At 38.2% G+C, this 23842-nt stretch carries 19 protein-coding genes and 1 pseudogene; 12 read left to right on the forward strand and 8 right to left on the reverse strand.

Going from position 1 to position 23842, the window contains the following annotated elements; translation table 11 throughout:
• Positions 1 to 95 precede the first annotated feature (95 nt).
• From J2S08_RS19200 to pepT, 3 genes are all read right to left on the reverse strand, one after another.
• Entirely contained in the window at positions 96 to 1898 is a 1803-nt protein-coding gene (locus J2S08_RS19200; RefSeq protein WP_307232442.1) for a S9 family peptidase, read from the reverse strand.
• A gap of 663 nt (positions 1899 to 2561) precedes the next feature.
• A complete protein-coding gene (locus J2S08_RS19205) occupies positions 2562 to 3773 on the reverse strand; it encodes an MFS transporter (protein ID WP_307232444.1) in 1212 nt (403 codons plus the stop codon).
• Positions 3774 to 4449: 676 nt separating this feature from the next.
• Positions 4450 to 5688 carry a peptidase T gene (pepT, locus tag J2S08_RS19210; RefSeq protein ID WP_307232446.1) on the reverse strand — a complete coding sequence of 413 codons (1239 nt, stop codon included), beginning with the start codon at positions 5686 to 5688 and terminating at the stop codon, positions 4450 to 4452.
• Between the two features lie 296 nt (positions 5689 to 5984).
• Between pepT and J2S08_RS19215 the strand changes: the two genes are divergently transcribed.
• From J2S08_RS19215 to J2S08_RS19235, 5 genes are all read left to right on the forward strand, one after another.
• The gene (locus tag J2S08_RS19215; protein WP_307232447.1) at positions 5985 to 6683 is read left to right on the forward strand and encodes a response regulator transcription factor; all 699 of its coding nucleotides are present in this window, start codon (positions 5985 to 5987) and stop codon (positions 6681 to 6683) included.
• Positions 6673 to 7746 (forward strand): sensor histidine kinase, encoded by a 1074-nt coding sequence (locus J2S08_RS19220; protein WP_307232450.1) that lies wholly within the window; start codon positions 6673 to 6675, stop codon positions 7744 to 7746. Before J2S08_RS19215 ends, J2S08_RS19220 begins: the two co-directional genes overlap by 11 nt.
• 98 nt (positions 7747 to 7844) lie before the next feature.
• Complete coding sequence (locus tag J2S08_RS19225; protein WP_307232452.1) at positions 7845 to 8774, forward strand: M23 family metallopeptidase; 930 nt, start codon at positions 7845 to 7847, stop codon at positions 8772 to 8774.
• Between the two features lie 171 nt (positions 8775 to 8945).
• On the forward strand, positions 8946 to 9551 hold the full coding sequence (locus J2S08_RS19230) for a TetR/AcrR family transcriptional regulator (protein WP_307232454.1): 606 nt from the start codon (positions 8946 to 8948) through the stop codon (positions 9549 to 9551).
• A 73-nt stretch (positions 9552 to 9624) separates the two neighbouring features.
• A complete protein-coding gene (locus J2S08_RS19235; protein WP_307232456.1) occupies positions 9625 to 10701 on the forward strand; it encodes an alpha/beta fold hydrolase in 1077 nt (358 codons plus the stop codon).
• A 66-nt stretch (positions 10702 to 10767) separates the two neighbouring features.
• Here J2S08_RS19235 and J2S08_RS19240 read toward each other — a convergent pair whose 3' ends face one another.
• Together J2S08_RS19240 and J2S08_RS19245 are read right to left on the reverse strand one after the other, a co-directional pair.
• Positions 10768 to 10911 (reverse strand): hypothetical protein, encoded by a 144-nt coding sequence (locus J2S08_RS19240; protein ID WP_307232458.1) that lies wholly within the window; start codon positions 10909 to 10911, stop codon positions 10768 to 10770.
• Between the two features lie 480 nt (positions 10912 to 11391).
• On the reverse strand, positions 11392 to 11802 hold the full coding sequence (locus J2S08_RS19245; RefSeq protein ID WP_307232460.1) for a VOC family protein: 411 nt from the start codon (positions 11800 to 11802) through the stop codon (positions 11392 to 11394).
• A gap of 485 nt (positions 11803 to 12287) precedes the next feature.
• Between J2S08_RS19245 and J2S08_RS19250 the strand changes: the two genes are divergently transcribed.
• Positions 12288 to 12908 carry a TetR/AcrR family transcriptional regulator gene (locus J2S08_RS19250; protein WP_307232462.1) on the forward strand — a complete coding sequence of 207 codons (621 nt, stop codon included), beginning with the start codon at positions 12288 to 12290 and terminating at the stop codon, positions 12906 to 12908.
• 38 nt (positions 12909 to 12946) lie between these two features.
• A complete protein-coding gene (locus tag J2S08_RS19255; RefSeq protein ID WP_307232464.1) occupies positions 12947 to 14389 on the forward strand; it encodes a serine hydrolase in 1443 nt (480 codons plus the stop codon).
• A 525-nt stretch (positions 14390 to 14914) separates the two neighbouring features.
• On the opposite strand, the gene J2S08_RS19260 is transcribed toward J2S08_RS19255, so the two are convergent.
• Positions 14915 to 17149, reverse strand: a complete 2235-nt coding sequence (locus J2S08_RS19260; RefSeq protein ID WP_307232467.1) for an alpha/beta hydrolase — start codon at positions 17147 to 17149, stop codon at positions 14915 to 14917.
• A 374-nt stretch (positions 17150 to 17523) separates the two neighbouring features.
• Between J2S08_RS19260 and J2S08_RS19270 the strand changes: the two are divergent.
• The 4 genes and pseudogenes from J2S08_RS19270 to J2S08_RS19285 all read left to right on the forward strand — a co-directional run.
• Positions 17524 to 17727: pseudogene (locus tag J2S08_RS19270) on the forward strand (oligopeptide/dipeptide ABC transporter ATP-binding protein); the annotation flags it as partial.
• A 98-nt stretch (positions 17728 to 17825) separates the two neighbouring features.
• Positions 17826 to 18521, forward strand: coding sequence for an HAD family hydrolase (locus J2S08_RS19275; protein WP_307232469.1), 696 nt, complete (start codon positions 17826 to 17828; stop codon positions 18519 to 18521).
• A 211-nt stretch (positions 18522 to 18732) separates the two neighbouring features.
• Positions 18733 to 18963 carry a helix-turn-helix domain-containing protein gene (locus J2S08_RS19280; RefSeq protein ID WP_307232471.1) on the forward strand — a complete coding sequence of 77 codons (231 nt, stop codon included), beginning with the start codon at positions 18733 to 18735 and terminating at the stop codon, positions 18961 to 18963.
• A gap of 156 nt (positions 18964 to 19119) precedes the next feature.
• Positions 19120 to 20466, forward strand: coding sequence for an aspartate kinase (locus J2S08_RS19285; RefSeq protein ID WP_307232473.1), 1347 nt, complete (start codon positions 19120 to 19122; stop codon positions 20464 to 20466).
• Between the two features lie 166 nt (positions 20467 to 20632).
• On the opposite strand, the gene J2S08_RS19290 is transcribed toward J2S08_RS19285, so the two are convergent.
• Positions 20633 to 21607, reverse strand: a complete 975-nt coding sequence (locus tag J2S08_RS19290; protein ID WP_307232475.1) for an Rpn family recombination-promoting nuclease/putative transposase — start codon at positions 21605 to 21607, stop codon at positions 20633 to 20635.
• 260 nt (positions 21608 to 21867) lie between these two features.
• On the reverse strand, positions 21868 to 22542 hold the full coding sequence (locus J2S08_RS19295; protein ID WP_307232477.1) for a kanamycin nucleotidyltransferase C-terminal domain-containing protein: 675 nt from the start codon (positions 22540 to 22542) through the stop codon (positions 21868 to 21870).
• A 478-nt stretch (positions 22543 to 23020) separates the two neighbouring features.
• Between J2S08_RS19295 and J2S08_RS19300 the strand changes: the two genes are divergently transcribed.
• Complete coding sequence (locus J2S08_RS19300; protein WP_307232479.1) at positions 23021 to 23743, forward strand: amino acid ABC transporter ATP-binding protein; 723 nt, start codon at positions 23021 to 23023, stop codon at positions 23741 to 23743.
• Positions 23744 to 23842: the final 99 nt, after the last annotated feature.

A 23842-nucleotide genomic window follows, 5' to 3' on the forward strand; every position in this document is an offset into this window, starting at 1 on the left:
ATCAAACTCCATATTGTATAGACTAATCATAGAACAATCTTTTGGCTTACGCCAACCGAAAATTCATCTCCCACTTTCATTGGGCTATGCCCTTCTCATTTAGAAGTGGGAGAATTCTTTTCGGAAATCCAGTTAAAAAACGCAACAATCTTTCTGTTCATTGTCAGATGATTTTCTATTTTTTCCGTTTGGTGCCCTTCGTTTTCAAAAATGACCAACTCCACTTCTTTTCCCATTTCAAACATTTTATTAGTCAATTGCTCTGCTTCACTAACAGGAACCCTCGTATCATTTCGTCCATGAAAAACGAGTAAAGGAGCCTTGATATGTTCTAGATGGTTCAAAGGTGCAATCTCTTCAAAAAAATCAGCGTCCTCTTCAAGAAAACCGTATTCATATTCACGCAGCCGTCTTCGCCAAGGGCCGGTATTTTCTAAAAAGGTCTTAAAATGAGAGATTCCGACAATATCAATGCCTGCCGCCCAATATGTTGGATAATGCGTTAAGGAAGCAAGCACCATGAAGCCGCCGTAACTTCTTCCCATAATGCCAATTTTATTTGGTTTAATCTGCTTTGTTGTTGCAAGCGCTTCGGCTAGATTTGCAAGGTCGGCGACCGCGTCCATTCTTTTTCTTCTATCGTCTAATTGTACATATTTTCTGCCGTAGCCCATGCTTCCTCTCACATTTGGAGCAGCCACGGCAAATCCTTTCGATACTAAGTATTGAATAACGGGATGGAATTCTGCTCTAATTTGATGTTCTGGCCCTCCATGAACGTAGACAACTGCTGCTTTTGGAATCTTTTCTTTCGAATAATAAAAATATGGAACTTTGAGACCATCAAACGATGTAAACGTACATAGCTCCGGTTCCACCCAAAGGTGTTCAATATCAGGAGAAGCGCCATCATGTGTGATTCTTTTTCCTTCCTTATGACGGAGATCGTACATCCAGATATCACCAGGCATAATCGGACTTTTAAGTGCGAACACGAAATGACTTTGATCCAGCCAAGAAAGTGAATCGATTACTCCGCTGCGTACATTAGAAAGGTGGGTGATCTTATTTGTAGAAAATTCAAATATATGCAGTTTCGATGTTCCACCTTCATTTATTGTATATAAAAGAAAGGCTTCATCTGGAGATAATGCCAATTCTTCGATATCCCACATGCATGGCTCGATTACTTTATAAAGCTTTTCTGGCTGCTCAAGCGAAAAATGGTAGATTGTTAATGTATCATTTTCAAAATCAGATAACACAAATGCTGTCTGTCCATCCTCTGATAGAACAAGAGATGTAAATCTCGCAGTAACATCTTTCGGGCCTATTTTAACGAGTTCCTTTGTTTCGATATCTAAAATATATAAGGAATGATCGATGTTTGTTTCTTGAATGCGGATGACAATCTTCTTGCTGTCTTTTAACCAACAGATAGGAACACAATTGCCATCGTATTCAAACACCATTTGTTCTTGTCTTGTTTGCATATTTAATACAAACAGATCAAAATAGCCGCTATTCCTGCGGTTGCTCGAAAACACAATGTGATGTTCATCTGTTGACCAGCCGCCGAAATGATGAAAATGCTCAGGAGAAATAATCAATGGTTCCTTTTTTTTTCCGTTTTGACTTACAAGATAGAATTGCTGTTTTTCATTTCCGTTATGATCTATTCCTACAACTGTCTTGTCTCCAGTTGGCGAATGATAAACAGACATTACCCGATCGTTAAACTCTCCGAAAGGTTGTATTTTTGCTGTATTGCCATCCCAAAGATAAGCTTGTGGAATCCCTGTTTTCTTACTTAAAAACGTAAACTTGTTTTTTCTTGTCATCGCGCTTGGGCTATAAGCAGCAATGACATGTAAATACTTTGATAATTGTTCTTCCATTTTTCCACCTCTCATATATTCATTCGTTTTCTACATCTATCATAATATTCGCTTCTCAAATTCTCCTCGTTCTCTGTCTTCTTTGATACGAATTGTTTCCATTTCGGTAGAGAAGTGCGGTGATCATGAGCAAGGGCGTAAATTATTTCTATCACATCGGAAAGCTCTTATGCTGCCTATTTATCAGAAAGGATTCTCGTTTTAGATTTATTCCCGTTTGTATGTATGAATTCTGGAATTCGATCTAGGACAAACTTATCATATTATATTATTACTTAGATCTTTTTAGTAAGAAGGGATGTCTACAAAAAAATACATTCTTTTGCATAGAAGAAGGGGGCATCATAGGACATGAACTCATTTTCGTTCTACTCCGCTTTCTTTGAATTGTCTATTTTCTTGTCAATGAGGATGTCTCATTTATTATTGATTTGTTTTAACGTATTTTCTTGTCTTTTAAAGTAATAGGCGATCTTGAAAGGATATAAATGACGATAATCAAAAAAACGATAACGTTTTCCTCTGCTAGTTGGTTTTCAAGGACAAAAAGTCACTCAAGCACTGTAACACAATTTCTGTGTTCTTAGCTTGAGATCTTCTATAGCCCTTTGAGAATTTCCTTTATCGTCGTTTCTTGGAAACTAGCAATCGATTCGCTTTTTTCTAAACGCTTCTCATTTGTTTAACATTTTTCCGGTCTTTTAGAAGAAAGAAAATATACAACATCATCGATAAAATAATTGATCCGGCAGATGTGATGTAGATGCTGCCGTAGCTAAAGAGGTGAGCGATTTGGCCAAACGCCATGGCGCCGACTCCAACACCTAAATCGAAAAAGGAGAAGAATGTTGCGGTTGCCATTCCTTTCCGATTAGCTGGTGCTTTTTCTACTGCCCATGCTTGGAGTGCTGGCTGGATCATGCCAAAGCCCATTCCGTATAATGCTGCTGCCGTAAAGAGTGTAGAGGTGTTTGGCAGCCAAGATAGTAAAAGCATCGCTGTAAAAATAAACGATGTTCCTGGAAGAAAGACGACGATATGACCTTTCCGATCGTATAATCGTCCAGAAAATGTGCGGGAAATTAATAAAAATAAAGCGTAGATCATGAAATACCATTCGATTCCGCTAATTCCTTTTTCCGTCGTATACAGAGGCAGAAAAGATGCGATGCCGCCAAAGGTGATAGTGATAAAGAATAATAGAAACGAAGGCTGCAAGGCGCTTTTTTCATAGATATCGTGTTTTATGTGCATACGCTGCTGCTGAGGCTGTTCAACTTTTTTGTATTTAACGGTTGTTGACAACGCGAGTGCAATGATTCCAAGAGCGCCGCATATAAGGAACAGCTGCGTAAAGGTTAAATGTTTTGTTAAGGTTAATCCTAATGAAGGGCCTAATGCCAGTGCTAAGTTCCCGGACAATCCGAAATAGCCCATCCCTTCCCCACGCCTGCTTTGTGGAATGAGGTCGGTTGCAATTGTTCCTGTAGCTGTGGTGGAAAAGCCCCAGCCAATTCCTTGAATAATCCGCATTATCACTAAAAAAGCGAGACTATAAATAAATGCAAAAGAACCGACGGAAACGACGAAAATAGCAAGACCGATCATATAAACGAAGCGTCTGCCCTTCGATTCCAACGCATGTCCAGCATAAGGACGGAAAAGCAAAGCAGAAAAGGTGAAAATACCCGTGATAATGCCGATAAATTGGTTGCTTCCCCCTAAATGTTCAACAAATAAAGGAATGGTCGGCAATGTCATTTGAAAACCGAGGAAAATAAAAAAGTTAGCTAAACAGATAAGAATAAAATCTCTTGTCCAAATTTTATCTTGTTTCGGTGCTGTTGATGGCTTAACATTTGCTTTAACATTCATGCAAGTCTTCCTTTCTTCGGTACTCGAAATAAATTATACATGAGAAGGGCATTTAATGATAACTATTTTGCTTCTCCCGCCTAGTATTCGCGATGGAAGCGGATTCTTTATAATAACAGCGAATTTATCTAAAATATAGAACGTTCGTTCTTAGTATGTGGCAAAATAAAATAGGTTAAGGAGTGAAAATTTTGGGAAATCGTATTTATTTTCATGGAAACCCGTGGCCAGAAGGCCATAAAATAGAAGCATTCTCATGGAGTGGAAAACTTGAGCCTAATAGTGGCCTTTGATTTGACTTGCATTTATAAACAAAGACTACTATGCCAATGATGATCTAGAGGAAGAAGAACTGAAGATATTAGCGATTGGCAAGCTAAAATTGTTTGGTGCAATTATCATAGCAGTACACTTTCTTCTATCGATTGGGGGACATGCTGGTTTTCTAGTAGGAACAGCGTAGCACTTATCATGATCCTATCAAGTAAAAACGTTCATTCAGTGGGAGACTGTCGCTTCACTGAATGAACAATACGAGCACTTTTTACGTCATTGGCGAGCAGTTGAACGAAAAACAACAGCCTAAACCAAAATCTACAAGAAAGACATCGCTGATTGTAGAGCATGTTCTGTTTCTAGGAAAGTCCCGCTTTAACGAAGCGTGAATGGGAGTAGTTTACCCTTTTGCTCTTTCTTCAAAAAGCTTGATGATTTCAATAATAACGTTTGTCGCTTTGATCATATTATTGACAGAGATATATTCGAATTTACTATGGAAGTTTTCTCCACCAGTGAAAATATTCGGAGTCGGCAGTCCCATAAAGGAAAGTTGGGAGCCGTCTGTGCCGCCGCGAATTGGTGAGATTTTCGGTTCAATGTTTAAATTTTTCATCGCATCGTAAGCAATATCGACAATTTCTTTCACCGGTTCGATTTTTTCTCTCATGTTGTAATATTGGTCGTTCATATCTAGAATAATTTGATCTTTTCCGTATTTCTCTTGTAGTTCAGCGACAATGTTTTCCAAGTTCGTTTTTTTCGCATGAAATAGATCGCGGTCAAAGTCGCGAATAATGTAGTACAACTTTGTTTTTTCCACATCGCCTTGTATAGAAATGAGGTGGTAGAACCCTTCATAGCCTTCTGTATATTCTGGCGCTTCTTCTACTGGGAGTTTGCTATGTAATTCCATCGCAATTTTCGCAGAATTGATCATTTTTCCTTTTGCGGTTCCTGGATGAACGTTGTTTCCCTTAATTGTTATTTTGGCGGAAGCTGCGTTGAAGCTTTCATACTCTAATTCACCAAGAGGTCCGCCGTCGACTGTATAGGCATACTTGGCATTAAATTGAGCGACATCGAATCGATGAGGTCCTCTTCCAATCTCTTCATCAGGAGTGAAAGCAACCCTAATTTTACCGTGTTTTACCTCTGGGTGTTTGATTAAATATGTCATAGCAGTCATGATTTCAGCTATTCCTGCTTTGTTGTCAGCACCAAGAAGAGTTGTACCGTCCGTTGTGATCAATGTATGGCCTTTATATTGGCCAAGCTCCGGGAAGTCCTTTGGAGAGAGTACAACTTGCAACGCTTCGTTTAATACAATTTCTTTTCCGTCATAATTGTCAACAATTTGCGGCTTCACATTTGTGCCAGTAAAATCAGTTGCTGTATCCATATGAGCCAAAAACCCAATTGTTGGAACTTGCTTGTTTGTATTAGCTGGAAGAGTGGCCATGACGTAGCCGTTTTCATCAATTGATACTTCTTCCATGCCGATTTCCTTTAATTCTTCTACTAGCACGTTGGCAAGTGTCCATTGCCCTGCTGTTGACGGACAAGTATTGCTATCCTCGTTGGACTGCGTGTCAACCTTGGCATAAGAGGTAAATCTTGTAATAATCTCTTCTTTCAACGTTCTTTCATCTCCTTAGCAAAACTTGTTTATGTGTATAGTTTAGCACTGTTCGATTTGTGAAACCAATGGCGTTTTTCGTTTGCTCTAAGAAATTCAAGATCACTAATAGAGAGAGGTGATAAGTGAGCTTCTTTCCCACCCTCATTTTTTAGGATGACACAGAATACAGTCTTTTAGGATGTTTTCTGCTTTAGGAAGGTCATTGTATAATAAAATACAAGTAAAAAAGACGATCGATGTTCTAAGCAATACTTTTGCAAATGCAGTTCACTTCTTAGAAAAGAGGTACATTTATGAAACAGGAAATGATTTTATTAGTGGATGATGATAAAGACATTGTTGACTTCATAGAAGTTTTTTTAAGTGATGAAGGATATAAAGTACTAAAGGCTTATCATGGGAACGAAGCTTTAACACTGCTCGATGCACATAATGTGGATTTAGTCATTCTTGATATTATGATGCCACAGCTTGATGGAATTGAGGTTTGTCGAAGAATAAGAGAAAAAAATAACATTCCGATCATGATATTAAGTGCGAAAGCAACGGAGGTAGATAAAGTAGTTGGACTGAGCACAGGGGCCGATGATTATATGGTCAAACCATTTAGTCCTTTGGAGTTTACAGCAAGAGTGAAGGCTCAGCTAAGAAGATATAACTATTTAAATCATCATGTTTCTGTTAAGGATGAAAAGATGATATCGGTAAATGGGTTGCAAATAGATCAAACATCAAGAAATGTTGTCTTGTATGGCAAGCCTGTAAAATTGACAAAAACAGAGTACGACATTCTGCTGCTATTGGCTAAACATCCAAATAGAGTTTATACGTTAGAAGAAATTTTTGAAACTGTGTGGAAGGAAAAATCCTTTGATATCAACAATACTGTAATGGTTCATATCGCTAGATTAAGACAAAAAATAGAAGACGATCCGAGAAACGCAAACATAGTTAAAAATGTATGGGGAGTAGGGTATAAAATTGAAATTTAATTTCTTCTATGGCATTAGATTTAAGTTATTAACGATATGCATTACCAGTGTTGCTTTAGCTGTTTTCGGGATTATTTTCTTTCAACTTTTTGCTGCAAAACAATTTGGCGATGCTGCGCAGTTAGAAGAATCATATTCCGTTATATATTTGGCTGTCTTTCTAATCCTCACAACTATCTTTTTCTATTTGTTTTCAAAAAATACGATTACGAGAATAGAAACGATTAGCAAAGGTGTAGATAAAATAAAGGAAGGAAATTTGCAGACTTATATTCCAGTAGATGTTCATGATGAAATTGGCCAGTTAACAGCTAATATTAATTTGATGGCAAAAAACCTTCAATCATCAATGGAAAGAGAACACGAAGCAAAGCAGATAAAGGATGAGATGATCAGCAATATTTCCCATGATTTGCGAACACCGTTAACATCATTAATGGGATATATTGACCTAATAAAAGCACATATGCATGAAGATTTAGAGGCATGTGAAAAGTATGTAGATATTTCCCAGAGAAAATGCGAACAGCTGAAGACCCAAATAAATGACTTGATCGAGTATTGCATCGTAAAAGATAAAAGCCTCACTATTTATACAGAAGTAGTAGGTGTAAAAGCATTGATTCAACAACTCATGATTGATTTTATTCCCCAATTAGAAGAGGCGGGAATGCGTTTTGAGATTGAATGTGAATCGGAAGTATCTATAGATGTAGATGTAAGTTTAATGAAAAGACTTTTGCAAAATATGATAAGCAATAGTATTTTTTATGGGAAAGCAGGAAAGAAATTAATGATTCACATTCGATTAAAGGATTCGAAAGCAATGATAGAAATAAAAAATAATGGCAATCAGATTGCTAAAGAGGATATCCCATATTTATTTGAACGATTCTATCGGGGTGAAAAATCAAGAAATGAGCATACAGGAGGAAAAGGAATGGGGCTCGCGATTGCAAAAAGTATTGCCGAACTGCATAAAGGAACGATAACAGTCGAAAGTGATGATAAAGAAACAGTTTTTCTCATTGCGCTGCCTGCCGTGAAAAATATAGAAAAATAGCCTTCCTTTTTGTAAGAAAGTTGTAAGTTTTTCTTTTCTATATAGTAAGTTCTCCTCTTTAGTATAGTAATCGAAAACTATCTAAAGGAGGGACGGACATGCTTCAGAAGCTGCCAATAAAATCGATCGCATTAGCGCTGCATTTTATTGTAGTGATCGTTTGCTGGGGAGCCGTTTATCTCTTTGGCGGTGTAATAGGAGTCATTAGTTGGTGGGTGATTCAGGGTTTTAGTTTCATCGGTATGGTGACGTTCGTGGCGACAACTGTATGCATTCTCGTTCATTTTAGTCGTCATCGTAAAATAAAGACATCCCTTTTTTTACTTCTCATTTTTGCGCTGCTTGCAGCTTGGCCGTTTGGATGGTTTTTTGGAATTTGGCAGATGGCATATCCTGCAGATATACAAACTACCACGCCGGCAGCTGCGATCCGTTTGCCGATCAATCAACCAGCATTAGTGGGCTGGGGAGGCAATCGAGTAGAAACAAACTATCATGCAATGGCTCCAAATCAACGTTGGGCATATGATTTATTAGTGCCGCCAGCTGCAACGAAAAGCACCCGATTAGAGGATTATGGCATATATGGGGTTGAAGTAGTCGCTCCCGCTTCAGGCACAGTTGTTTCTGCATATGATGGTGAAGCAGATATGGAGCCAGGAACAGATGATTTTGAATCATTAGCAGGCAACCATGTTTATCTACGGATGGATGACACAGGTACCTATCTTGTCATTGCTCATTTAAAGCAAGGTTCAATATTGGTGAAAGAAGGACAGCATGTGGAAGAGGGAGCGCCTATTGGCCAAGCAGGGAACTCAGGCAGTACGAGCGAGCCTCACATTCATATTCATCATCAACGTCAAGATCCCTCAAAGACGAGTATGTTTCTTTCGGAAGGACTGCCTCTCTACTTCCGCGACATCGATGGCCCTTCGATGCCAGAAGGAGGCATACATGTTGAAGACGGGATGCAGAAACCAATAGGCGATATTATTGCTCCGCTTGATAAACAAGAAAAACAGTAACATATAAGCGACAGTCTGAACATGATTTCGTGTTTCAGATTGTCGCTTTATTCCTTTTTAGTCCAAGTCTGAATCAATCAGAAGAATTGTTTTGACAAATATTTAAAAAAGATTAATATATTTATAATGACTATAAAATGTTTTTTTGGTCAATAAAAAAGGAGAAAGAAAATGCCTAAGATTGTTAGTGATCACGAAAGAGAGATGGTAAGAAAAGCGATGTATGTAAAAGGAACGGAGCTGATTCGTAAAAAAGGGCTAAAAAGGGTTACTGTCGAGGATATCACAAATGCTGTCCAGATTGGTAAAGGTTCCTTTTACTCTTACTATCGTTGTAAAGAAGAGCTTCTCTATCAGATTATAAAAAAATGTGAGAGTAACATGTTTGAGAGAGTAGAAGCGATCATGTCCGAAAACATAGAAGTAAAGGAAAAGTTGATAAAGGCATTAAAGGAAATCTATTTAGCAGAGGACAGTATTGTTTTTTATGTTTCACCATCGGATATTGAGTATTTGCTTCGTAAACTTCCTGCTGAAGCAGGGGACTGGGAAGCAGCAAAATCAAAAGACTATTTTAGTAAGACGCTGTCGCTTTGCGGTATTGATAAATCTGAGTGTGATTTTGACGTGCTTTCCTATTTAATGAATGCTCTTCATTTTATTGGTTCGGTTGATGCGCCTTTAGAGGAGCAGGGAAGAAAGAAGGCTTTAGATATTCTCGTCCATTCTATTGCCGATTACATGGCAGGAGGTAAAGAGCAATGTGGAGATGTTTAAAGATAAATACTTCCATACATATAATTGATTCAGATGACAGCTGCCTCTGTTTTACCGATATTTGGAGGTACAAATGACGATTCTATTAATGATGCTAGGTGGAATGTTACTGTTAATCGTTTTCCTCGTACTTTCTGTACAATACAAGAAAAAGAAGCTGTCAAATAAGATTCGAATGACGTCAATGGACAAAGGCATTGATTGTAGAGAATTTGTACATATTGGCGGCATCTCACAATATCTTCATCATCGAGGCGAGGATATGGATAATCCTGTGCTGTTGTTTCTACACGGCGGCCCAGGATCTCCTATGCTGCCGTTTGCTCAAGCATTTCAGATTCCATGGGAGAAACATGTGACAGTCGTGCATTGGGAGCAAAGGAACAGCGGTAAAACATTTTTGAAAAATGATCCACAACAAGTTACCCCAACAACGACCGTTGACCAAGTCATTCAGGATACTTATGAAGTTGTGGAATATTTGAAAGCTAAATATAACAAAAAGAAAATCATCATTTTGGGACATTCATGGGGTTCGGTGTTAGGCAGCCTATTTGCGAAAAAATATCCGGAACTTGTACAATGCTATATCGGTGTTGGGCAGGTTGTGAATATAATGGATAATGAGCGTGTTGGTTATGAAAAAGCACTGGAATTGGTGAAAGAAGCAGGGAATAACAAAGATTATCAAGCTCTGCTACGCTTAAAACCATATCCTCCTCCTGAATTTAATGATGATATGCTAAAGAAACTGATGAAGGTTCGAAAGCTGCAAAGCAAATATAAGTTAGCGACCGGTCCTACATTAGAACTTATCATAAATGTTTTTTGTTCCCCATTTTATACTTTTAAAGATGTGAGCTGCTTTTTCAAAGCGGGGGCAGTTAACGATGGACAACGTCATATTTGGAAATATTTAGTTGAAACGTTTGATCTGCTATCTTTGGGCACCACATATGAACTACCTGTCTTTTATATACAAGGTGAAAAAGATTGGCAAACACCCTATTCACTGGCAAAAGAATTTTTTCCAAAAATAACAGCACCGCAGAAGCTATTTTATTCAATACCAGATGCGGGGCATGCTACGATGCTTGATCAGAAAGAAGCATTTAATAATGCGTTATATGATATTTTAAAAAAGATATAGTGGGAGAATAAGCTGCCCACCTAAAAAGATTCATGTGAATCAGTTTTTTAGGTGGGCATCACATCCTTAGTTAGCTTGTTCTGGTGTTCGGATTAAAAACGCTAACACACTGATGAGTGCTGTAAAGACAATAAGCAGATTGAATCCTTGTTGAATCCCAAAGGCTGCGGAAACTTGTCCAATGAGAATACCGACAACTGCTCCACCCAATCCTGATGCGACGTAAATAACACCTTGTAAAGAACCGGCCTATTTCGTGAGTTTTGCTGCAATCCCTTGTTCAGTTGGAAATAAGACAGACATAGCAAGGCCGAACAACATCATTAAGTAACTGAATTCAGTCATGAACATACGGCCGACAATTAATGAAACGAATGCAAATAGTGAGAATAGTACAGGTGTGCGTCTTTCACCGAGTTTATAAATAATAAATCCACCTGCAAAATGGCCAATAGTCTACTTTAATGCCCCTGCGGTCTGCAAATATTCCATTTCTAACAAAAATCGAGAAATCCTTGTCTGTATATTGTTTTAGGATAAATCATACATATGAAAAGTTGTAAAATTTCAACAGTTAGAAAAACGACGAAATACAAACTATAAAAAAAGCCAACGGAATGACAATTCGTTGGCAACATCGTTTGTTTTATTCAATATTCATGACAGCTACCTAATGGAGCTAGCTTAACACTAGTTTTTTGTAAGGTTTAGTTGCCATGTGACTCCGTATTTATCTGCAACCCAACCAAACTTTTCACTAAATGGGTAAGCGGCTAACGGCATTAAAACAGAACCATCTTGAGAGAGTTGTTCAAAAACACGGTCAATTTCTTCAACAGTGTCGCACGTTACATATAAAGAGATTGATGGTGTAAATGTAAATTCATGCTTAATGCTGCTGTCAATGCACATAAAGATTTGACCATGCAGTGAAAATATAGCATGCATGACACTTCCTTCAGCGCCAGCTTCATTCGCTCCATAACGTTGAATATTGATAATTTCAGATTCGTCAAATAAAGAAATATAAAAATTCATTGCTTCTTCGGCCTGTCCTTCGAACATGAAAAACGTCGTAATTTTTTGATTAAACACTTTCATGGAAATCAACTCCTTTTAAATACTCTGTGAATGGCAACATCACAACACAAGATATGTGGAGACAGATTTATTGCACTCATCATGATGATCGTTTTTATAGGTAGCTCTACTATTGTTCTATTAATGAGTGTTAAATATACTTTTACTTTCGATATGAAGAGGCCTTATTATTATTGCCGTAATCTATCATGAGAGATTGCTTTTATCCCACATCTAACTGGCAAAAGGGAAGGTATGAAATGAGATAAGATCCAATATATTTAGAACTCTTTGTAATGATTACCTCGATATTTATTTCGAACTAATTAATAGTAATGATTGGAAAAATGAATTGATATGGAGACTTCTTCCTTGGAACGAAACACTGTACAAATGAATTTCGTGCACGTTCAAGCGATTGTAAGACAAAGGTAAGCAACAAAGTGGTTGCACTTCCATATTGAGTGTGTTAAATTTAAATAGACCGAACGGTCGGTCTGTTTAAAGTGAAGGAGGAAGCTATCATTAAGAAAACAAATCAACGAGACGCATCGGAAAACAAAAAGCGTATTGCGGCAGTTGCTAAAGAACTGTTTTCGCAAAAAGGTTATCTAGCTACTTCAATTGAAGACATTGTCTCTGCATCTCAAAGCAGCAAGGGAAATTTATATCATCATTTTAAAAGCAAAGAGGGATTGTTCCTTTATTTAATCAATGAACAAGTGAACGAATGGATTGAGCAATGGACTGAAAAAGAACAGACATACAAGCATTTTTCAGAGAAGTTATATGGTTTGGCAGATCATAGTTTAGAGGATTTGAAAAATCCACTTATTAAAGCGGCCGAGGAGTTTGGCGGCAGTCAAACAGCTGATCCTATCGTATTGAAAAAAGTGGTAGAGGCGTTGAATAAGCAGCGTGATATTTTTCAAAGGATTTTGAGGGAAGGCATTGCTCATGGGGAAATTGAAAAACATGACGAGGAGCAATTAACCTTTATTTTATTTGCACTTATTGCAGGGCTTGGCTCCTTATACAATAGTATGGAATTTGATGAACTTAAAGCTTTGCATCATAAAGCGGTCTCTGTATTTTTGCATGGTGTAGTAAAAAAGAAAGACATATGAATTTAGTTCTTAAATATATCATACGAGGAGTGAAGAATATGAAAGAGTCAGTAGCTTTAAAACGTTTGACAGGGATTGAGGCTCAAATCGAAAAAAAGATGGATGAGTGGAGTGTTCCTGGGGCAGCTGTAGCCGTTATACATAAGGAAGAGGTCTTGTACTGCTCCGGATTTGGATACAGAGATGTTCATAAGCAATTGCCAGTAGATTCGGAAACATTATTTGGGATTGGTTCGTCCACCAAACCTTTTACTACCATGATTCTTGCCATGCTTGTACAAGAAGGGAAAATACAATGGGATACACCAATAAAGGAATATTTGCCGAACTTTCGCATGTATGATGCTGCAGCTACGGAAATGCTGACCTTTCGAGATATCGCTTGCCATCGTTCCGGAATGCCAGACCATAACTTCATGTGCCACAAGCCAATGTTATCGGCTCAGCAGTGGGTTGACGCCCTTCCATATTTAGAGCCCAATTTGTCATTCCGCCATGCTTTTCAATATTCCAGCCTGATGTATGCGGAAGCAGGCTACTTGATTGAGTGCCTCACAGGAATTGCCTATGAAGAATGGGTAAGAGAACGCATTTTTACACCATTAAATATGAGGAATAGCAACTTTTCTATCGAACAGACTACTGCGGGTTCAAATTTTTCTAAGCCTTATGTGATGACAGAGAATGGCATTGTTGAACTTCCATTTACAGCCGATCAACCGGGAGCAGCCGGGGCAATAAATAGCAGTGTTGACCAACTAGCGGCATGGGTTTCTTTTCAGCTTAATAGAGGAGTCGTGAAAGGACAAAGACATATTGACGAAGATGTCATGCAGGAACTATATATACCGCAAGTTATAGTGAAGCAAGGAGGGGCACTGCCGGAATTTCCTGAAATGCCTCATACAGCATATGGACTTGGATGGTTTATAGATTGTTATCGTGGTCATAACCTTGTTCATCATTCCGGAAGAATAGATGGATTTACCGCTCATGTTTCTTTTATGCCAGCGGAAGATGTGGGCATTGTTGTATTAGCAAATCAAAATATGTCGTTCTTGCCAGATAGCCTCGCTTATACGCTTTATGATCAATTGCTTGCAATGGAGGCGGTTGATTGGACAAGCAAGTTTCAGCAGCATGAAAAGAAAATCTATGAAATGATTGCTGCAATGAATCCTGCAGCTGATCGTGTAGACGTTCCAAACGCACAAAAGGATTTACTGCCGTTTGATAGCTATACCGGTCTTTACAATCATCCTGCCTATGGAGACATCACTATTAAACAGCTTGATGGCAAGCTAGTCTTTGATTTTCGAACGTTGATATCGGACCTCACTGGATTAAATTCCCTTCAGTTTCTTGCTGAAGAGGTAGGACTTCCGTTCACATTTACTGTAGATGAGCAGGGGAAAATTGTGGGAGTGCAGCTGCCATTAGAACCGAGTGTTCAGCCAATTGTATTTAGCAAGCAATTATAATCATTGGAATAAAAAGAGAAGAAACCAGATAATAGCTGATTTCCGAAGGGAACCTTTCTTTTCAGATTAATCATTTTTATTATTTTTTATCCCACATCTAACTGGCAGTAAGACCTCCACCTCAAGAGTAAGAGGAACCAGAAGCGCTAGGTGGAGGATAACTGAAAGTCAAATGTCCGATTGGTTGGGGCCGACAGGATGTCGGTTACAAAGGCGTTGCAACAGGACGTTGCGATCTTAGCCTTTGTTCTACTACTTATCAGTGGGGGATGGGAGAAAACCCCCACTCATGGAAGTTTCACTTTATGATGGTTAATATCGCATTTCTATATGCGCATCTATATTCGATGTAATGAATGAAGGAACAACATTTTTTTCGCAAATGATCGTGGAAAAGCACAGAATCAAATGTATTTAAACATCCTAGCTACGTCAAATTGAACACTTCAGACTAATCACAAATGATAAAGGCTGCCAACCTATGATAAGGTTAGCAGCCTTTTTAGTTGGATGTATGAGCGACAGTTATTTTCTAATTCCGATGTCAGTGATCAGTACAGTACCTTTCTTCGTTTTATCGAATACAAAACTGACCTTGCTTACTAATAGTGGATTAAATTGCTCATTTGCTTGTTTAAAATCGTTAAACTGAAAACGATAATTTTGAAATATTGGTTCCTTTATTTTCCCAAGAGTTGAAAAAGGCTTTTTCAGCAATCTCCCTTCGATCATCGGCACTAATTCGGAAATGTGGCTCAACGGAAGACTTGCTTGGTTCCCGTCTTTGTCTTCTACTTGTATTGTTAAATCAATCAAACCTTCTGAATATGAAATGTTTCGTTTTTCATCGCCATCTGCCATCGAAAAGACGAATGAACTATCATTCTGTATTTCTAAACCTTCATTAGGAAGGATGACCGTATAGGAAGCAGCACTTGCATGTTTACTTTGATCCCATCCTAAACGTACAGCACTGAATAAATCTTCCCCAAATTTCTTTTTTACCCTTTCTTCTTTCCACTCTTGTAAATTTTCTCCTATCAGCTTGCCTCCAGGCATTGTCGTGCTTTGTAGATCGATATCTTCATCGAAGGAAGCAATGATAGTAGAGTGTGAATCAAAATAGTTGCTAATATACATCGTATCTGGAAGCCATTCTTTTGCGAAGCCGATATCTCCGAACACTTCTCTGTACTCTTTTTTATCTTTCAATGTCGCATCTAAAAAAGAAGAAATAAATACTTTTGCGATCATTTCTTGTTCTTCTCGCGACATTAATTGCTTCAAATTAAATAGTTTGTTTCCCAAACCTACGCCATCGCCGCGACCCCAAGTACGATTGAACTGTCCATGATTGGCTCCATAAATATAAACGGAAGCTTTCATTAAATCTTCATCAGGGGTAAAGCTTAAGCGCTGGTATTGGCTCGAGCCGCGGAAGCTATTAACGTCCATATCTTGTGCTCCGTGCAAAGTTAAATAATTAACATGTTGTATAGGCATCGGTTTGCCAGAAGGGTCGTATTGTCGATCTGTACCAGCAATTGCGATGATAGAACGAATTTGAAAATTGTAGTCGAATTTGATATTGCCATTATCGGGATGTGCATTCAGTTGGTTATAAGCTGCGGCAATTGCAATTGCTTCCGCTCCTCTGGAATGGCCAATTAGGGCGATTTGATCCATATCTACCTTTTGATAGAATGGCGTGTTCTTGTTGTTATTCCACTCTTTCCAAGTTTTGAGATGTTCTAGCATTAACAACCCTCTTGCAGGATTCTCTTTCTCCAATGCACTTACTATAAACATATCATCATATGGAGAAATGTTCAGAAAGTTCTCATCAATAGAAACAAAGATATAGCCGCGACTTGCTAGAAGCTTGCCAAGATAATCATAGCCTGGATCCGAATAATCAGTCATGAGATGATTTCCATGAGCAGCAACTACTAAAGGAAATGGGCCTTCACCTTCGGGGTACCAGATCAGTCCATTTAAAGGCATTTCATTCGGTCCTAAACCTATCGTTTTTGTTCGCAAAGATGACCATTTCTCTACATAAGCTGATCCATCTACTGTACTTGTCGTGAGAGAATCGCTCTGATTAAACTCCGGCCGGTAGCTGTCTTCACTTCCATATGTTAATGTTTTCACTTTATAGTGCCCCTGTTCAGCCGGGTTTTGAAGTTGACTGTCTGTATAGCGCTCTGAATTTTTAAGTTCTTTCAGCGTTGCGCCTTGAATTGGTGCATCACCGTCTCGAATCATCCAGTAGCTCCCTATTCCGATAGCTGCCGTTGTCGTTGCGGATAAGACAATCATTGTAATCTTTTTCGACTTATTCGCATTTTTATAGCTCCCAGTTGTCATTTGATAGATGACGGCGCCCCAAATAGAAAAAACCGTGATGATCGCGAGGATAATAAAGATCGTAACGGTCATTGGTACCATAAAACAGATAAAAAGCAATATAAACGAACTGAAAACAAGCCATAGAAACCGGCTTGGGACTTTCTTTATTAAATGAAAAATGATTGTAATTACTCCGCCGATAAGTGCAGCGGCAGCGATTGCTACAATGGTACCCACTGAAAAATCGATAAATCCTCGAGCCCCCAACATATAATTGGCCTGCAAGATAACGAGGATAAAGGCTACTGCAGTAAGTACAATGGTTGCTCCCTTCCATCCAGCTGATAAAGGGTTTATTTTTATACGAATCTTTTTTAATTTACTGGCTTTATTGGTAATCCTCTCCATGTAACAAATATCCTCCTTATGACATGTAAAGTTATCCACTCTAGTTCATGTTATAAGTCTATTCTTTCTCTGTGCTGTCATCTTCCTTTCAGTAGTCTTACAATTACAAGGTTTCAAACATGTTGCGGTAAGTTTTCCCCAATTGAATGATTCGTTCATTGTATTCTCTCACGGTATGCGCAATTGGCGAATGTGGTTGTATCGCCATCACCATGGGTATATACAGATGACGTGAATCAATTTGAGTATCATCCATAAAAAGCAAAAGAATTGCTTGATAAAGCTGGTTGGAAAGTAGGGATGACGGTATCCATGAGAAGGATGGCAAAAAGCTTGTTGTCCATTATATTAGCACAAAAGGAGCGCTGACTGATATTTTAATTCCGATTGCGATTCCAAACCCGACAATCAAAAGAGAGCGCATCCTGCTAAAAGGAGATATTCCAAACCCAGCTAACCCGCCATCTGGATGTAAATTTCATAAACGCTTCCCCCTTACAGTGGAAAAATGCTCCAGAGTCGTACCTACATTTAGAAATGTTAGGAATAACCACTTTGTGGCGTGCCATTTCGTGTAAAATATGTATATGAGGGATGGTTGCCCCTCATTTTGTACCACTCGTTAAACCAATTCGAGTTGGGGGTGGGAATCCGATTAATGGGAGATTGATAGATAATGAAAGCTGTTCTTTTTGATTTAGACGGAACTTTGTTAGATCGGGAAACATCAATCCGCTCATTTATCGATGATCAGTATAAGCGCTTATCGAGTTTTTTTCCACATGTATCAAAACAAGCCTTTATGATTCGTTTCATTACATTTGAGTGCCATGGGTACGTGTGGAAAGATCAAGTGTATCAACAGCTTGTCAAGGAGTTTTCAATTAGTGGAGTTGCATGGGAACAGCTCTTTAACGATTATCAAACTAGTTTTCATCAACATTGCACTGCCTTTCCTCACTTAACCGAGATGTTAGAGGAACTAAAAAAAGCAGGCTATTTCCTTGGTATCGTTACGAATGGCAAAGGCGATTTTCAAATGGCGACAATTAGAGCACTCAATATCGAAACGTTTTTTCATATCATTGTCATTTCCGAATGGGCTGGAGTAAAAAAACCAGATCCTACTATTTTTACGAAAGCATTATGCGAACTAGGGGTACCGGCTCAGGAAAGTATTTTTATTGGTGATCATGTCGAAAATGATATAAAAGCAGCACATCATGTTGGGATGAAAACGATTTGGAAAAGAAACGACCAATGGAATGACGTAGCTGCGGATGCAGTAATAGATGATTTAATAGAAATAAAGATGACGTTGCAAAGGTTTCAGAAAAAAATAAACCTTGAAAGGGACGAACGCTCTATCTGAAATGATTCACTATTATTCAAGGAAAGTTTGAATGAATAGCAATAAAAAGTTTGGGTGAAAAAATTCCCCCTAAGCCGAAGTAGAAGGAACTTGTGTGAAGCTGATTTAGAAGTGTGATGTAAGTAGGTAGAGGAGCGAAAAACGCTTATATCAGCTCGCTTTTCAAAATTAAAAAAATCCTAACAGACTGCCGTTTGGAGGAACTTTTAGTATGTATATGACAATAGAAGAAATAGCAGAATATTTATCGCTGCCAGAATCGTACATTAAAAAAATGATTCAGCTTAATCGAATTAGAGCTGTTCATGATGGCAAGCAGTATTTGGTAAATAAAGAGCAATTTAATCAGCATCTTGAACAGTTGGAAAAAGCGAGAAAACAATTAGAAGAATGGAGAAATGAACCGCTGCCAGAGGACCCGGATGTAAAGGATGAGGATTAGTATAACTTGATCTATATTTTGGTTTATGCTAAAAAATGTACATTTATGTGATGACAAAAATCTTTTGATCTAGTATACTTGCTACTATATTCTTTCTAGTAAATACAATTGTCCTTATATAAAGGACAATTAAAAATGAAGGGGAGTAATGTTGGGATGAAGGTAGTAAAGTTTGGCGGTAGTTCGGTGGCAAGCGGGGAACAATTTAGGAAAGTTGCGAATATCATTGAACGAGATTCACAGCGAAAAATAGTCATTGTGTCGGCTCCAGGGAAGCGATATAACGACGATGTGAAAACAACGGATTTACTGATTACTCTTGCCGAAAGTGTAACAACAGATGGGTATGATCAAGAAATATTCAATGCTATAATTAAACGCTATGAAGAGATTGTTCGTGACCTTTCTTTACATACTGAGTTGATTGATGAAGTGCGTATGTCATTAGAGGATGCGATTGATCGTTATCGCCATCAACAAGCACGCTTGTTGGATGTTCTAAAATCAAGCGGGGAAAATAATAATGCGAAGCTCATGGCGGCTTATCTTGCTTCATTAGGCTATGAAGTATCTTACGTATCGCCGCAAGAGGCTGGCATGATGGTAACAGATGAGCCTGGCAATGCACAAATCCTGCCAGAATCGTATGAACTGCTTGCCAAACTTAAAGAACGCAGTGGTATTCTTGTTATCCCAGGGTTTTTTGGCTACTCTCATGAAGGACATATTGTTACATTTCCACGTGGAGGCTCGGATATTACAGGTTCGATTGTGGCAGCTGGAGTCGATGCCGATGAGTATGAAAACTTTACAGATGTTGACTCTATTTATTGTGTTAATCCATTGATGGTAAATAACCCTTGTGAACTAAAGGAGCTGACATACCGAGAAATGAGAGAGCTCGCATATTCCGGGTTTTCTGTATTTCATGATGAAGCATTACAGCCAGTTGTTGAGAAAGGCATCCCTGTTTGTGTGAAAAATACAAATCGTCCTGAGGCGCCAGGCACTTGCATCGTAGCAGAGCGCAAATTAAACGGCCAGCCTGTTATTGGCATTGCTAGTGATAATGGGTTTTGCAGTTTAAATGTTTCTAAGTATTTAATGAATCGGGAGCTTGGATTTGGCCGTCGATTGTTAGCAATTTTAGAGGATGAAGGAATTTCATATGAACATACCCCTTCTGGCATTGACAATATGTCTGTTATTATTCGCTGTGAGCGGTTTATGAATGGGAAAGAGGAACGGATTATGCAGCGGATTCGAACCGAATTAGAAGTAGATCAAATTCATATTGAGCGCGATTTGGCAATGATTATGGTCGTAGGTGAGGGAATGAATCGTGCAGTAGGGATCGCCGCCAAAGCCACAAAGGCATTAGCAGAAGCAGGGGTTAACTTAAAGATGATTAACCAAGGTTCCTCTGAAGTAAGTATGATGTTTGGCGTCGAGGTAAACGACGTGCATAAAGCGGTAAATTGTTTGTACAAGGCGTACTTTTAAACAGTATCAAGCAGAAAGAGGAAAAAACAAAAGTTCGTGTTAAATATCATTCAGTTGGAAAAATTGGAACTGTCTAAACAGTTAAATCATCACGAATTTTTCCAACTGAAAATGCATCATTCGTCCGAAGAAAACGAGAAAGTTATATGATTGTTTCCATAAGGCTTCAATCTAATTCTTTTTTGATTTTTTTGACTTTTTCGATGCTTAATTCAGTGATGTTCACAATAACCTCTTCGGGAAATCCTTTCTTTAACATATTGTAGGCAATGCGCTTGCTGCTATTTTCCATTCCTTCGCGTATCCCTTCCTGTATCCCCTCTCGTTTTCCTTCTTTCCTTCCTTCTTTCATTCCTTTTTTCCTTCCCTCTTGCAGCCCTTTATTGAACCCTTTTTCTATCCATGAATTTGGCAGTTGCAAGATGCCTTCTGTTTCCACTGGCTGAAGTTGTTTAATTTCTTCCATTAATATTTTCTCCTCCTTGTGATCGAGTTGTAGATAAGTTTCAAAAAAACCGTTGATCAATGCCATTTTTGCTGGATTTAATTCCATACGTACAAGCATACGTAAAAATTCCATTTTCACTTGAATTCGTTCTTTGGCGGTATAATCCATTTTACTTAGCAGGGCGGCAGCAACTGGATTGTTCGAATAAATGAAGGTGCGCCAATTCATTTGCCGGAGCTGTAGCTTTAAAAATTGGAACGTAAGCACATGCTGAAAAGGAAAAGAAATAGAAAAAGTCGATGGCTCCTTACGATTTTCATCGTAGCTAAAGACAGCAATTGGCAATATTGGTTTTCGATGTGTTTCGTACAATCTGCTGAAATAAATAAACATTCGTTCGTGGAATTTTGTTTGTGAATAGGATTGAGGCTCAACGTGAATAATGATGATCGTATTTTTTCCACGCAGTTTTGTTTCCATGAGGATATCTACCCGCCTTTTTTCACCGATAGTGACATCAGTAAATACTTCTTCAGAAAGCAGTTTCATGTAAGAAAAGTCAATTTGCTCATGAATATGCGGGAAAAAAACTTCCAAAAATTCTGCGAAAAAAGTACGGATCAACTCTTTAAACAACCGATCGTGATCCGTGTATTTGCGTTGATCCTCACGAATAACAATGGTTGACAACATTCTATCACATCCTTATTGAAGTATGTAGATGCAGGGGAAGAAGGAGACTCTTAGCTGAAGGTCATCTTAACTAAGAATATACCATATAAAAAGATAAAGAACAAGTGTTCCTGTTGAGGTTTTTAATATCGAACAAAATAAATGAGGAGGAAGAAGATGATGATTTTTCCCTACTCTCCAAATGGAAGCTGTTCCTTTTTATAATCTATCTTGAGCTCCTTGTACCAATTGTTTAGCCCAACCCACAATTTTTCATAAAGTTAATATACATGCTGTTTATCATGCAACTGACCTTCCATCACTTGAAGTACTAGTTCTTCATATCCTGATGGCTTTGATGCCATTTTTAAAGATTCCTCAAAAGTTCTTGCTCTTGTACTATAATATTGTTTATTCGCTAATCCTATTAGTTTAGCTGTTTGCCAAACAAAGTCTTTCGCTCCTAAAGGAAGATAATCAAAATTAGCGGAGTGATAATTATTTCGTATTTTGGCAATGGTTTCGTATGGTTCCCAAATCATACACTCTCTCATTGTTTCTCTTATCGCTTCATTTGAAACTTGAAGCGGCAATGTTTTTATTTCTTTGAATAAGTCATGTGGATCATAAATTTGTAATACATTGATAAACATGCTTGCCTTAATCGCCCACGAGTCATCAACAGTTTTAGCTAGTTCAATCAATTCACGTCTTTGTTTTGTGCTTATTTCTATTTTAAATTTGTCATAAATAAACTCATAGCTTTCGATAGAAGTTCCATCCGTTGTTACAACATGCATTTTAATATCAGAATATGGGCCATCATTTTCTTGGCTAATTGATCCGTACACACCAATAGCTAATATATTGTCTCTATATACGTTTAATAGTCTTTCTTTTATTTTATTAATAATCTCTATTTTTTCATCTCTTGAAGCTGTCGGATATGGTAACATATTCTCTTCTCCATCAAACTTTTTGCAAAATAGTAACTATTTGTAAACCAAATTCATTTAGGATTGGTCTCTCTACTCTTGTAATGATACAAATATTGGTAAAACAATGCATACTTGCATATGGCAGTCATGTTTCGATTATAGCGGATCAGCGTGAACTTTTGAATTCGCACAGGAATTGCATTATAGATGATTGAAAAAGCAACAAAGAAAGGATAATGATAAGTGTTAGATTTAACATGTATATCAATGGCGAATAGAAAGACACAAGCAACAAAAAAAAGCGCAGTATCATCAACCCGGCAACAGGAGACGTATTTGCCCAAGCTGCTGAAGGCACCACGAGAACACTTCATTTATTAGACAGATTCCAATGGGTGAGATGTTTTTTTTGAATACAACAAACTTGTATCATCGCTTTTAGTTGCATTGCTATGTTATTTTATTAGTAGGTAAACCGATGGGCGGAGGAAGTTACATGATAAAAGTTGAAAATTTACGCAAAAATTATGGTGAAATAGAGATATTGAAAGGAATCAACTGTGAAATCGAAAAGAATGAAGTCATTTGCGTAATCGGCCCTTCTGGTGCAGGGAAAAGTACTTTTTTACGTTGTTTAAACTTACTAGAGTCGTTTACAAGTGGGAAGGTAATGATTAATGGGCATGATCTGTCTGATAAAAAATTAAAAATAAGAGAGATTCGGAAAGAAGTAGGAATGGTGTTTCAGTCTTTTAATCTATTCCCGCATTTGAAAGTCATTGATAACATCATGCTTGCTCCGATAAAGGTGCATAAAGCAAACAAAGAGGAAACGCGAATAAATGCAATGCACTTATTAGAGAAGGTAGGATTGGCTGAAAAAGCAGAGGCGTATCCAAGTCAGTTATCCGGTGGCCAGAAGCAGCGTGTCGCAATTGCTCGTGCATTAGCAATGAATCCAACAGTCATGTTGTTTGATGAACCAACGTCAGCGCTCGATCCCGAAATAGTAGGAGAGGTGCTGTCTGTTATGAAAGATTTAGCAAAAGAAGGCATGACGATGGTTGTCGTTACACATGAGATGGGGTTTGCTCGTGAAGCAGCAGATCGAATCTTTTTTATGGATAATGGCATGATATTGGAAGAAGACCCTCCAGAAGCATTTTTCTCTAATCCGAAACATGAACGAACGCAGGCATTTTTAAGCAAGGTGTTGTAAAAAGAATGATAGAAAGAGAAAAGCCCACCCATTGAACTGTTGCCTAAAGGGTGGATCATTGCTTGTTAACATATGAAAACGGCAGGAAAGCAGCCTTAT

This window comes from Bacillus chungangensis (genome assembly GCF_030812995.1).
Lineage (GTDB): Bacteria > Bacillota > Bacilli > Bacillales > Bacillaceae_C > Bacillus_CF > Bacillus_CF chungangensis.